Raw genomic sequence first — 14,162 nt, forward strand, 5'->3', positions numbered from 1 at the left:
GAATAAAAGCAATGGCAATTGAAGTCAAAGTCCATAAAGATGTACGTGAATATAAAGAACGAATCGTAGCAGGTATGAGCGTACGACAATTAGGCTTTCTGTCTGTGGCGGTGTTGACTAACATCGTGATCAGTTTTGTGTTTGTGCGCTTTTTTGGTTACTCCATGGACGTGATCAGTTGGCTGATGATTCTCGTTTCAATGCCAATCGTCGCTTTTGGGTGGCTAAAAAAAGAGGGACTGCCTTTTGAACGCTATTTGAAATACTATTTTATTTACCATTTTGATCAAGGAGTAGTTGTTTATGAAGAATCTGATACGTCCCAATTTCATGAAGGTGAACTTCAGGCAAAACAAGAATAAGAAAAATATGCAAGAAGAAAAAAAATCTTTTTTACTTTATGAAGAAATCTATGATAACGGTATTTGTTTAATTACTGAGAATGAATACTCAATAACGATCCATATTGACGATATCAGTTATCAACTTTGTTCCGAAGAACAACGTATGCAGATATTCATTAAATATTGTGAGTTCCTAAATTCTTTGGAAGCTTCCATTGATTACAAAGTCACGTTAGTAAAAAAGAAAAAAACAGTCGAAGAATTGACTCATGTCCTTTTTAAAGAAAAAAATGAACAATATGATGATAAGTACCGCCAAGAAATGAATGACTATCTAACAGCGAAAATCAACGAAAAGAAGAATGCGTTTGAAAAGAAAATTTTTATTACGTTTACTCAAAAACATGAGAATCAGGAATTTGCGGAAAGAGAGTTATTCTTGATTGCCGATCAATTGGATCTATTCGCTCGAAAAATTGGTTCGACCATCCATATTTTAAAAGGGGAAGAACGCAAAGAATTGATCGGGCAAATCTTAAATAATGAGAAGCATACATTACTACCGAAACAAGTCGATCTCAAATTAGATAAGCGCCTGATCAAGATCGATGACAAACTAAATCAGACCCTGTATTTGAATGGTTACCCTGCTGAACTATCTGATGAATGCTTGACAGGTCTCATGGAGATCGATGAAGAAATCACTCTTACGGTTAGTTGCAGGCCGATACCGATGGCAAGCAGTTTCGACTTAGTAAAGACTAAAATGGCTTACATGGATCAGCAAAAAGTGGATGAACAGAGAAAAGCCTTAAATAGTGGGTACGATTATGACATGCTAACCTATGACCTGACTTATTCCCTGGATGAAGCAAAAGAGCTTTTAGATTCATTACAAAGTAAAAGCCAGAAACTATTTGAAGTAACTGTGTTGATCAATTTCTCCGCAGAGAATCAGGATAACTTAAATAAAATCGCTAGTAAAATCAAGTCGGTAGGGCGAAGATTTGGTTGCACGATCATTGAACTAGCGTATTTACAAAAATTTGCTTTAAATACAATATTACCAATAGGAAAGAATCATGTTCCTTTAAATCGCTTATTGGCAACTTCTGCGGTTTCGGCGTTGATGCCATTTTCGATTTCTGAAATGCTCCATGAGAATGGCAATTATTATGGGATCAATTCTGTGACAAAAAATCTGACGATTCTTGATCGGAAAAAACTAATGGCGCCCAATGGGTTTGTCTTGGGCACACCAGGATCAGGTAAGAGTTTCTCTGTCAAACGGGAAATAGTGAATGTTTTACTAAGAAACGCCAAAGACGAAGTGATCGTCATTGATCCTGAATCAGAATATCAGCATATTTGCTCGGAATTTGATGGTCAAATGGTTCGATTGGCTGGAAATTCAAACACCTGCATCAATCCGATGGATATCAATAGTAACTATGGCGATGATGCAGACCCGATCGCTTTAAAAACCCAGTTTTTGATTTCACTTTGTGAGCTGATCACGGGTGGTATTTTAGGGTTATCTTCCCAACAAAAGACGATCATCGACCGAGTATGCCGAAAAATTTACCAAGAACAGACACAGTTGCCGACATTAAAAGATTTTTATATGGCGCTAAATGCACAGCCAGAAGAAGAGGCAAAGCAACTGGCGATTGAATTGGAGCTTTATACAGAAGGTAGCCTAGCGCTATTTTCCAAACAGACGAACGTGGATTTAAATAAACAATTGGTCATTTTTGACATCAAAGATTTAGGGAAACAACTTAAACCATTCGGAATGTTGGTCGTTTTAGATCAAATTTGGAATCGAATCACATTAAATCGAGAATCAGGAATCCGTACATGGTTATATATTGATGAATTACAGTTGCTCTTTACAAATGAATATTCAGAAAATTATTTCTTTGAATTGTGGAGTAGAGCAAGAAAATGGGGGGCTATACCGACAGGGATCACTCAAAATGTCGAGACACTATTATTGTCGGATCTAGCCAGAAGAATGCTTTCTAATAGCGACTTCGTTGTCATGTTCAATCAAGCAAAATCTGACCGCTCAGAGTTGACTCGTTTATTCGATATATCGGAAGAGCAGGAAAAGTATGTATTAAATGGGAGTGAAGGTACTGGATTGATGGTGTTTGGGGACACGATCATTCCATTTGAAGACCGACTGCCTAAAGAGACGAAACTCTATCAAATCATGACAACTAAACCTGGTGAAGAGGTAAAGACAAAGCAAGATTATGAATGAAACATACGAGGGGAATAAACAAGAAAACAACAAGCAGCAAGATCTGTTATCGATCAAATTGAAACGTGTCAGTCCGAAAGAACAAAAAAAGAAAGCACTGAAGAAACGCCTCCGATTCAAAAAGCGTCAGCAAAAATTAGCGAGAAAAAAAAGAGATAGCTTACAGCTAAAAAATAGAAATATCGTTGATTTCAAACAACATATAATGAATAGCCAGTCAAGAAAAGAGCCATTAAGTAAAGGCGCAACAAGCAAAAAACCATACGCTAGTCATTTTAAAAAGCGTCATCTTATAACAAATAAAAAAAAGTTAAACAAAATCAATAGTAACAAACAACATAGTACCACAAGAGAAAAGGCCTATTTCATAAAGAATAAACATCGCTCTCCTAAAGAAATCAATCATGCGCTTTTAGGAATAAAAAAAAGACAAACTTCACCCAAACATAGTGGGACGAATCAGCGAAGTCAGCTCTCTACTGAAAAAATCAATAAACAAAAATTAGGATCAAAAAAATTCTATCATAAGAAACAAGAAAAACTAGATAAAAATGTTCTCAATCTATCTGGCATAAAGAATACACTTACTACGAATAAGCAGACCAGAGCAAAGAAACTTGAAGAAAAATTATTCGGCATCAAAGACAAACTTGAACGTAAACATCAAGTGTTAAGTAACTCCAACAAAGTCAAACGATTAAAAAAGCAAACAAAAATGCCATCGAAAAAAAAATTCAAACCCAAACTGAAAAAAAATCTGGCACAAACAGCCATAGACACAGTTGGCAGGAACAAAGATGGCGAATTGAATATTCTTGGAGTTCTTTTAGTCTTATTTATTATTCTCAAACTGATCCTCATGTTGTTGTCCGTCAAAGTAATGATGATCTTGGCTGTCGTCATTGTCGTTATCGTCGTAATTATCGCCATCTTTAATTTTATCGCTAGTATATTTACTATAAAAACGGAAGATATGGCGTTAGCAGAGGCATATGAGCATGTCACACTTTTGGATGCCAGAAAGAACAAAGAAGTGCAACAAGTTTTTGAAGATTTTTCAGAAAATTCTGAAATCGAAGAAGTTTATTTTGTTGTAAATGGTGTTGCAAGACCAGATAACAATTTTATCTATAGCTCTGATGCAGATACGTACCTCTATTACCTGAATGCAAAATATGAAGACTATAACATCAGTAAACGTATCTCAGCAAGTAGCAATATCTTTGGTGCAACAAGAGTTCGTGGAGAAGTAGAAGGAATCCATGGCTATACCTTTAGTTACACGACAGAAATCGAAACAAGAGAAGTACCAATTATTTATCCTGATGAGACTGATCCAGAAGAGGACGGATCGGAAGACTCTGAAGACGACGATGAATCGGAAGAAGCTGATGGTTCGGAAGAGGAAGAACCAGATGATTCGGAAGAAGACGAGGACTCAGAAGAAGAACCGGATGATTCAGAAGAAGACGAGGAATCAGAAGAAGAAGCGGATGATTCGGAGGAAGATGAGGATTCAGAAGAAGCGGATGATTCAGAAGAAGACGAGGAATCAGAAGAAGAAGCGGATGATTCGGAGGAAGATGAGGATTCAGAAGAAGCGGATAATTCGGAAAAAGATGAGGACTCAGAAGAAGAACTGAACGGTTCAGAAAAAGAAGAGGACTCGGAAGAAGAAGCGGATGAATCGGAAGAAGACGAGGACTCAGAAGATGCACCGAATGAGTCCGAAGAAAATCAAGCGAATGACACTCCAACTGGGGGCCAACCCGCTACCCCTCGTAATGAAGAAGATCGTCCAACGCATCGTACGATAAAAGTGGCGTTGATCAATATTGAGATCAAAACAATCAGTCAGTTTATTGATGAAAATTCAGATACGCTGACAGAGGAAGAACTAGATAAGTTTGGACCAATCCAAGAATTGGACCGATTTGAGAATAAAGTATTTTTGCAAAGTCCTTTTGGCATGAACCAAGACGCCATCGTTGTTCAAAAATATGGCTATCGAGGATCAGATGACAGAAATAGACATAATCATATCGAGCTGTTGGCTGAGCCTGGCACGCCTGTCTATGGCATCGATAATTCTGGATCAGGAAGAGTACATGCTGCTGGCAATGATTATGTCACTATCAATACTTCTTTGAGCAAAAGAGTTGTTTTGTCTCCATTAAAAAATGTCCGAGTGAGAAATGGTGAGTGGGTAGATGCCGATACAATCGTAGGAGAAACCACAGGAAATTTAAAGGTTGAAGTCATTGAACGTCGAACATTCTGGCCAAACAGACATATTTATCCATCTGCTTATATTTTTGATCTGGAATTTCAATATCCTTCTGAGATAGAAGGATTTACACATCATTCTTCAAGAACGATCTCAGGAAGTCTTAAAAATCCTGGACAAATGATTTTACAATGGGAACATCTTGTTCGAGAAGCCTGTGAAAAGTATGAGATTTTAGAGTATGTCAATATGATCTTGGCAATCATCCAAGTAGAATCCGGTGGTGATGCAGAAAGATTCCCTGATATTATGCAGGCTAGTGAGTCACAAGGTTTGTCTCCTAATACGATTGATGATCCAGAACTATCAATTGATCGAGGAACCCACTATTTTGCCCAATTATTAAGCAAAGCGAGAGACTTACATCTTGATGATCGTGCGGCTCTTCAAGCCTATAACTATGGAGAAGACTTTTTAAACTGGTTAGCAAATACCAATAACCAATATAGCTTCTTTCATGCAGAGTTATATGCAAGGGAAAAAAGCAACAGACAGACTGTTACTTATACCCATCCAGTAGCGTTAGCATATGGATTTTCATGGCGATATGCTTACGGAAATATGTTCTATGTACCTATAGTAACTAACTATCTATGGCTCGAAAACTCAGATTTCCTTGAGACTGCAATCAATGAGATTGGTACGATCCAAGGAGAGAAGTACTGGCGATGGTATGGGTTTGAAGGAAGAGTAGAGTGGTGTGCGATCTTTGTGAGTTGGGTAGCAGACCAAGTAGGGTATCTCAACCAAGAAAAAATAATCAAGACTGCTAACTGTTTAGAAATGATCAACTGGTTAACTGAAAAAGGGAACTATAAGAAGGCTTCAGAGAACTATCATCCACAACCAGGTGATTTGATTTTCTTTGATTGGAATGGAGGTGGTACAGGAAAAGATCATGTGGGAATCGTAGAGTTTACAGATGGAAATATCATTCAGACCATCGAAGGGAATACTGCCGATAAAGTAGCTAGAAGGACCTATTTTATCAATGATCCAAGCATTTCAGGGTACGGTATTCTTCAATAAAGAAAGAAAAGGATGAACGATGAAAAAAATAAAAAATATAGTTGAGTCAAAAGAAGGAAAAAGAATCGTGTTTATAGCTATCGGCATTTTCATCACCATGTTCAGTTTTATTTTTTACTCGCTATTTTTTCATCGCGGTACGAATGAAAACTCGGAAGCTACCACTAGTAGTAAACCTTTGTCTGCAAGCGAGCAAAAAAAAGAGGACCTAAATTTAGTAGAAAGAAATGAAGCCTTAGTTTATAGAGGTATTTGGTATTCTGATCGAGCGGATGGCATGGTTCTGGAATTAAAAAATGATGGAACTTATCAAAGTACCAGTTGGCTCACAACGGGTCAGTATCGCTTAGTAGATACAAAGCTTGTTCTGACGGACAAAGAGAAAGAGGAAGTTTCTTTTGAGCTGATGACAAGGTTAGGCGAAACGATTTTCTTTTATGAAGACAATGAAGGGAACACGACCTATTTCTATCCTAGTGTTGCATTGATGGAAAGGGCCAAAGAAATTATTGATTCCAGTGGGGAAGAAATCGATGAGATAATCAGTCAAAAATGGAATGACGTGTTACTTCAAGGTAGTTGGACGGGAACGACGATGAATAGTCAAGTGTTGATTGATTTTACAGAAGACACATTTGTCCAAAGAAAAGTGGAAGACGGAAACGAAATAAGTCGAATTTTTTACTATCGCGTCATTTCTGAAGATATTTCTGAGACGCTATGTGTACTTGAACTATCAGTCACAGATGAAAATTCAGCAGTGATGACATTTGAGGTCACCTTAGAAGAGACACAATTCGGTTATCGCATGCATTCCCTCCCAGGGATGTTTTTATGGGTAAATGATTACGAAAAACCACATCAAGCTGTGCGATTAACTCAAACAGGTATTTTTAGAGAAGAAAATTCATCTTTAGAACAATTACTTGAACATCGCTTGAATGGTTAATCGACTCTAAAAAATTCTTCATTGAATGGAGGAGACCGATGTTTTATCAAAAATATGAAAACTATCTTAAAGAATATATAAACAAAGATATTTTAATAAAATCAGTAAAACCTCATGAAGAAAAAGTATTCAATGAGTTTCAAGCAAAAGCAATATTGGATAGTAATCCTGAAACTATCAGAGAAGAATTCCACTTCGTTCTAGACTTGGTTTCTTCAAGAAAAGAAGTGAAGGAAGAAAAGACAAATGATTTAAAACAATCATTTGAAAGAATGCTCAAAGACATTGATCCATCAGACTACAATACGTTGAGATTCTCCATTTATAAATCGCGGATGATCGTCTTAAAAGAAGATATACGTGAGCAAGAAACAAGGACAAAAGATGCGGCACCCACTTTTACGTCAAACACACAGTTACAAGCATCTGACGAATTAGTAAGTCCTAAATTAGTGGCTGAACAAGAAAGAAGATTTGCAGAACAAGCCTCACTCAATAAGAGAGACAACGTAAAGCAAGAAGTTTTATCTAATGAGCAGATCAAAGAGAATGTCTCGATGCACGTAAATTCTGTCCACACGACGAATCAATATACAAAAGCAGAACAGCATCAAAGTCTTAAAGTGAGTGAGTTAAAAGAACGATTTGAAAAAGAACCTTCTTATAATAAAGAACCGCATTCAGCTGAAGTACCATCAGGAACAGTCAACCGATTGCGACAATACTATGAAGGTCTGAATCATTCATCAAATGAACATTCACCATTAGAAAGTCGAAAGTCATCTAGAAGGAGAACCCCGCAAACAAATGACTCGCAGACTGTCCAAAATAGGCAAAATCAACCGATAGATCGACAGAACCAAAGCGATCAAGGAATATCGTCCTATCAAAAAGCTCATCCATTAAAAGGCACTAGCGAATTTGTGCGTAGAGGAAACGAAAGCACAGTCTATACGAATGAATCATCACCCACAAATAAAGCAGAACCGGATCAAACGGGCATGACGAATGAAGAATTTCAAAGACGGCGAGACCGATTTGGCAATCTGCCTGGACCAAGTAACGAACCACCAGCCATCGAGAGAACAAACCAACGAGAACCGGATAACTACCAGACAGCTACTTATCAAAATCCACCTAGGCAACAACGAAGTAGTGAGTTATTGCAAGAAAGTCAAGCTAGTAGGATAGACAACAATGACTCATTAAGGGCAAACAATGCAGAATTAAGTCGAACTGGTAGGGCGAACGAAGAAAATCAAAGATATCGAGACCGATTTGGCAATCTGCCTGGACCAAGTAACGAACCACCAGCCATCGAGAGAACAAACCAACGAGAACCGGATAACTACCAGACAGCTGCTTATCAAAATCCACCTAGGCAACAACGAAGTAGTGAGTTAGTGCAAGAAAGTCAAGCTAGCAGGATAGATAACAATGACTCATTAAGGACAAACAATGCAGAATGGAGTCGAGCTGGTAGAGCGAACGAAGAATTTCAAAGACGGCGAGATCGATTTGGCAATATGCCTGGACCAAGTAACGAACCACCAGTTAGAGAGAGAACAACCCAAAGCGAACCGAATAACTACCAGACAGCTACTTATCAAAATCCACCTAGGCAGCAACAAAGTAGTGAGCTAGTACAAGAGAGTCAAGAGAGTCAAGCTAGTAGGATAGATAACAATGACTCATTAAGGACAAACAATGCAGAATTGAGTCAAACTGGTAGGGCTGACGAAGAATTTCAAAATCTTCGTGATCGATTCGAAAACCTGACTAGTACAAGCAATGAACCATCGTTTTCCAAGAAAAAGAGTCGTGGAAAAAGTGAACATCAAGGAACTTCTTATCAAAGAGCTACCCCCATGCATGGCAGTAGCGAAATCGTACGTAAAGGAAACGAAAGCGCAGTTCATACGAATGATTCAGCATCTGCAAACGAAACAAAATCGAATCAAACCGGCATGACGAATGAAGAATTCCAAAACCGTCGTGCTCGATTCGAAAATCCTAGTGTAAAAAGTGATAACCGTCTTGCACCAGAATCCACGGGACGAGTGAGAGCAGCGAGGGACCAGTTTGAAAAAGCGAACGATCATCCTAATGAGCGACCAGTTCCAGAATCAACGGGACGAGTGAGAGCAGAACTAGACCAGTTTGAAAAAGCGAATGCCCATCCTAATGAACGACTAGCTCCAGAATCAACGGGACAAGTGCGGGCAGTGAGAGACCGGTTTGAAAGTGCGAATGCCCTTCCTAACGACCGACCAGTTCCAGAATCAACGGGTCAAGTTAAGGCAGCAAGGGAACAGTTTGAAAGTGCGAATGCCCTTCGTGATGAGCGACCAGTTCCAGAATCCACGGGTCGAGTGAGAGCAACGAGAGAACGGTTTGAAAGTGCGAATGCCCTTCCTAACGACCGACCAGTTCCAGAATCAACGGGTCAAGTTAAGGCAGCAAGGGAACAGTTTGAAAGTGCGAATGCCCTTCGTGATGAGCGACCAGTTCCAGAATCCACGGGTCGAGTGAGAGCAACGAGAGACCGGTTTGAAAGTCCGAATGCCCTTCCTAACGACCGACCAGTTCCAGAATCCACGGGACGAGTGAGAGCAACGAGAGAACGGTTTGAAAAAGAGAATGCCCTTCCTAACGACCGACCAGTTCCAGAATCTACGGGACGAGTGAGAGCAACGAGGGACCAGTTTGAAAGTGTGAATGCCCTTTCTAGTGAACGACCAGTTCCAGAACCCACGGGTCGAGTTGAAGCGATGCGAAGACAGTACGAGTCCAGAAATGGGAGAGAAACTGAAGCTAGTGACTCTAACGAAACATTCCAGCAAAAACTAAATGGCTTGGCTAATGAAAGATTTCGTCAACGCCGAAACCAATTTGAAAATCCTGCTGTAACAAGTAGTGATGGGCAAAAATCGGAAGAAACGGTTATAGCCGATCAGCTAGATCGTAGAAAAGAAACAAGCAACCAACCTACTGTTCACTCTGCTGATCAAACAAATCAAACAGATATTGCTGCTGGTAATACGAAAAAAATCCGTGAATTGTTAGCTGATAAACTCAAATTTAATCCAGAAGAAAAAGTACCACTTGAAACAAATACCCAGACAAATAATCAAACAGATAGTTCCCATGCACCCTTAGAGGAATCTTCCTCAGACACTCAAAATAGCCAAATGAGAAATCAGATGATTGAAGGTGTGGAACCGAGACCAACGAAACTGGATGAAGCGAGTATAGCCACTCGAGGAATGGATAAAAAACAGTCGGAAAACACAACTGATTCTTTAGATAAACTTGGAATAGACGCGAGTAGTGATAATTTTGGTTTAAATGAGAATGCTTCAGGAAAAACGGATAAAGCTACAGAAACCGATTTTATGGATGACGATATAGAATTGCCAGAGTCAGGACCGCTTACAGAAAAAAAGAAAATCCACACAAAAAAAAGCCGAGCGATTCAAATCGGAAGATTTTTGTTGAACTTACTACCATTAGCATCTTGGCCGTTGATCAGTATGTGGGTAACTGGCATTTTAGGTATCGTTCCAATTTACTTTGCTATGTATGGACTACCATTAACTCGGTTTATTTACGTGACTATTTTGATTGCCGTTTATGGACCAAAACTCATCAACTATATTCTTAAACTTCGTTCTAGAATACAAACCTATCGCCAGGCAGAACGAAGTCGACAGAGAAACTTAGAAGATCGAGTGATTGATCCAAAAGAAAAATCAATTCAAAGAGAAACTGCCGCTCATGAGAAAGAAACAGCAAAAACAAAACAACAGAATCACTCATCAGAAAAAGTCAGTCCTGAAAATTCAGAAAAAGACAAATCTGTAAAGGGTTATTTTAAAAGAAATTGGAAATCTCTCGCCATCATCTTTGGTGTTGGGATAGTTGTAGCAGGAATTGGTATCGCACTGACACCAGTAATAGCACCATATATATTTGCGATAGCCACTTCAACTCCGTTATTTATGTACAAAGTAACTTCAGTTATTGCAATGGCACTTGCGGTTTCCTTTGGTGTGACCGCCTTGAGTAAAGGACTGCATGCACTACAAAGAAAGTTTTATAAAAAAGAAGATCAAACATTAGAAACCACAACACAAAAAGAAACAATCGAAAAAAATTCTTTAGAGGTAGATAAGAATTTTGATAAAGCCTATGAAAAAGTGGATAAGGATGATCGTGCACCTGCCCATGATAATTCGTCAATAAAAAGTGCTGGTTCAAAAGAAGATGGCATAAAACTCGCTAGTAATGAGACGAAGTCAATGGAAAAAAGTCCATATGCATGGGTCTATGGTCAAGAGACAGAAAACAAAACCCAAAATGAAGCGAATCGTTCAAGTCGGTCGAATTCGTTCAATACCCATGAAACACTTCATGTGAAAGCGGATATTCATGAGCCACCATCACAGTCCTCTCGTGATAACCGTACGACGAATCAATTAGGTGAAGCCGCAAGACATCGGGTGGATAATACAAAATCTGAAAGTAATCCACAGATTACTGAACAGAATAAGGGAATCAATCGTCAGCCGGCCGTCAAAGAGGCATTTGATTCAATCAAACAAAAAGCAATTTCGAAGAGTAATAATGTCAGTGGCAAGCCCCTACTGAAAGGTCAAATATCTTTTGAAAAATAAAGAATACGGAGAGAGATTCAATGAATAAAATCAAACTAATGAGCATATTTAGCGTCATCTTGTTGCTCTTGCATTTTCCAGTGAGTGTTTATGCTACTTTTAATGATTATATGCTCAATGAGATCCATCAAGGAAAGAGCTTACGTGCATGGTTGTATGACGAAGGAGAAAACGCAATCTCTCAACAAATCAATGCTACACCACAAGTAGATGGTTCTTTGGGGGTTAATGTGGGGGATAGTGTGAGTTTTTCGGTTAATATTCCTACCTACGCCCTGGTGGCAGACCGAGGTAGTTGGATTCCAGCACTTACGGGAGGTAAGAGTGGAAATACGCCTGTCCCCAATTACTTTTATACTCAGATGCGTTATGGAAAGTCACCAAATCTGCCAGGTAATTTTAGCATAGGTGAGGTGACCGCGACAAATCTTCCTTCGGGAGTGACCATTAGCAGGGTAGTTGGCCCGACTACGGGAAATCTTACAAGAGTTGATGTGACAGTTACTAGGTCACAGGTGAGTGCGGCAAATGGCCATACTAACTCAATCAATCTTAACTTGAGTTCGCTTTATTTAGATACATGGGCAATTGATCCAACAACTGCTGATTTTTTTGGAAACAACCCGATTAATGTAGGGGGTATTACACTTACTAATCTTAATTTGGGCACATTGTCATTGCGAACAAAAAATTCAATCAGAGTTAGATATATCGATGAGGCAGGGAATGAGATCCGAGATCCACTGGTAGAACAAATGGAGGTTGGTCAAAACTATACGTATACACCTCCAGCCATTCCGGGATATACCTACAGCAGATTATCATCTGGAAGCGCAAATGCTTCCGGTCAGATGGAAGCTGGTCCGGAAAGACTTGTTGAATTTGTCTATACAAAGAATCCAACGGTGGGCGGAGTGATCACAGTGAACCACGAATTTATCGGAGCTTCCACTATGAACAGCACTGAGCGATTCACAGACGTAGGGAATGTGGGCGATCGCTTTGAATTGACACCTAGAACAGAAGCTGGCTGGCAAGTAAAAGGTGAATTGCCACAAGTGACAGTGACAGAACAAACACAAACGGTAACGATCCAATACGAACGTCAAACCGGCGGAGCAATCACTGTAAATCATGAATTTATCGATGCTCCGACTATGAACAGCAGTGATCGATTCACAAACGTAGGGTATGTGGGTGATCGATTTGAATTGACGCCTAGAACAGAAGCTGGCTGGCGAGTAAAAGGTGAATTGCCAGAAGTGACGGTAACAGAACAAGCACAAACCGTAACAATCACCTATGAACGTCAAACAGGTGGAGCAATTACAGTGAACCACGAATTTATCGGTGCTCCGACTATGAACAGCAGTGAACGATTCACAGACGTGGGGAATGTGGGCGATCGCTTTGAATTGACACCTAGAACAGAAGCTGGCTGGCAAGTAAAAGGTGAATTGCCGCAAGTGACAGTGACAGAACAAGCCCAAACGGTAACGATCCAATATGAGCGCCAAACTGGCGGAGCGATCACAGTGAACCACGAATTTATCGGTGCTCCGACTATGAACAGCAGTGAGCGATTCACAAACGTAGGGAATGTGGGTGATCGCTTTGAATTGACACCTAGAACAGAAGCTGGTTGGCGAGTAAAAGGTGAATTGCCACAAGTGACAGTAACAGAACAAGCCCAAACAGTAACGATCCAATATGAACGCCAAACCGGCGGAGCGATCACCGTCAATCATGAGTTTATCGGCGATTCCACTAAGAATACAAGTGAGACATTCACCGATGTAGGGCATGTGGGCGATCGATTTGAATTGACGCCAAAAACGGAAGACGGCTGGCGAGTAAAAGATCTGCCTGAAGTAACAGTGAAAGAACAAGCACAAACGGTAACAATCAAATATGAGCGTCAAACCGGCGGAGCCATAACTGTGAACCATGAATATATCAATGATCCGTCATTGAATACGAGTGAAATTTTAACAGATGTCGGTTATGTGGGTGAACAATTCGAATTGACGCCAAAACTACTTGCAGGTTGGCAAATAAAAGGTGAACTACCACAAGTGACCGTAACGGAACAAGTGCAAACGATAACGATCCAATATGAGCGTAAAGTTGGCGGTCAAGTAGTCGTCAACCACATTTTTGAGGAAGCGCCTGAAAAAAATCGGATGGACATTCTTGTTGGAAGATGGGGAGAAGTTTTTAAAGCGGAACCCTTACAAGTAGCTGGTTGGGAAGTGAAAGAAACCATCGGTCAACCTACAGGTATATTTACAGATGATGAGCAAGAAATAAACTTCATTTATGTTAGAAATGAGAAGCAGCCGATACCAGAGGAAGACAAACCTAATGATAATAAGGATAAGCACCCTGAAACAAAACCGGTGGACCAAACAACTGACAAAAAAACTTCAACTAAAAAGAATGATGGGGTCGCAATCAGAAGAAAAGAAGAGAAGCGTTCGCTACCAAGATTGAATAGTCAAGCAGGTATTTCCTTAACTGTAGTAGGGACGTCAATGGTTACATTTGTCTTTTGGAAACAACTAAAAAAGCGAACTAAATATAAAAATAAATGATACCAAACGTTTGA

The 14,162-nt window shown here is 39.6% G+C and carries 6 protein-coding genes; all 6 read left to right on the plus strand.

All coding sequences use genetic code 11. The features are described 5' to 3' along the window. Positions 1-11 precede the first annotated feature (11 nt). From CUS89_RS13490 to CUS89_RS13515, 6 genes are read left to right on the plus strand one after another with little or no spacing between them, the layout of a single operon-like run. The gene (locus tag CUS89_RS13490) at positions 12-362 is read left to right on the plus strand and encodes a PrgI family protein (protein WP_071867946.1); all 351 of its coding nucleotides are present in this window, start codon (positions 12-14) and stop codon (positions 360-362) included. Then, positions 304-2,613 carry a VirB4-like conjugal transfer ATPase, CD1110 family gene (locus CUS89_RS13495; RefSeq protein ID WP_104872497.1) on the plus strand — a complete coding sequence of 770 codons (2,310 nt, stop codon included), beginning with the start codon at positions 304-306 and terminating at the stop codon, positions 2,611-2,613. The genes CUS89_RS13490 and CUS89_RS13495 overlap by 59 nt, the downstream gene beginning before the upstream one ends. Continuing rightward, on the plus strand, positions 2,606-5,929 hold the full coding sequence (locus CUS89_RS13500) for a lysozyme family protein (RefSeq protein ID WP_104872498.1): 3,324 nt from the start codon (positions 2,606-2,608) through the stop codon (positions 5,927-5,929). Before CUS89_RS13495 ends, CUS89_RS13500 begins: the two co-directional genes overlap by 8 nt. 19 nt (positions 5,930-5,948) lie before the next feature. Then, a complete protein-coding gene (locus CUS89_RS13505; protein WP_104872499.1) occupies positions 5,949-6,878 on the plus strand; it encodes a hypothetical protein in 930 nt (309 codons plus the stop codon). 38 nt (positions 6,879-6,916) lie between these two features. Next, entirely contained in the window at positions 6,917-11,554 is a 4,638-nt protein-coding gene (locus CUS89_RS13510; protein ID WP_104872500.1) for a hypothetical protein, read from the plus strand. 20 nt (positions 11,555-11,574) lie between these two features. Further along, positions 11,575-14,148 (plus strand): MucBP domain-containing protein, encoded by a 2,574-nt coding sequence (locus CUS89_RS13515; RefSeq protein WP_104872501.1) that lies wholly within the window; start codon positions 11,575-11,577, stop codon positions 14,146-14,148. The last annotated feature ends 14 nt before the right edge of the window (positions 14,149-14,162 follow it).

Source organism: Enterococcus mundtii (assembly GCF_002947535.1).
Lineage (GTDB): Bacteria > Bacillota > Bacilli > Lactobacillales > Enterococcaceae > Enterococcus_B > Enterococcus_B mundtii_B.

Coding starts and splice junctions, on each gene's coding strand:
- CUS89_RS13500 (WP_104872498.1), top strand. CDS start 2,606: ATGAATGAAACATACGAGGGGAATAAACAAGAAAACAACAAGCAGCAA.
- CUS89_RS13515 (WP_104872501.1), top strand. CDS start 11,575: ATGAATAAAATCAAACTAATGAGCATATTTAGCGTCATCTTGTTGCTC.
- CUS89_RS13495 (WP_104872497.1), top strand. CDS start 304: ATGAAGAATCTGATACGTCCCAATTTCATGAAGGTGAACTTCAGGCAA.
- CUS89_RS13510 (WP_104872500.1), top strand. CDS start 6,917: ATGTTTTATCAAAAATATGAAAACTATCTTAAAGAATATATAAACAAA.
- CUS89_RS13505 (WP_104872499.1), top strand. CDS start 5,949: ATGAAAAAAATAAAAAATATAGTTGAGTCAAAAGAAGGAAAAAGAATC.
- CUS89_RS13490 (WP_071867946.1), top strand. CDS start 12: ATGGCAATTGAAGTCAAAGTCCATAAAGATGTACGTGAATATAAAGAA.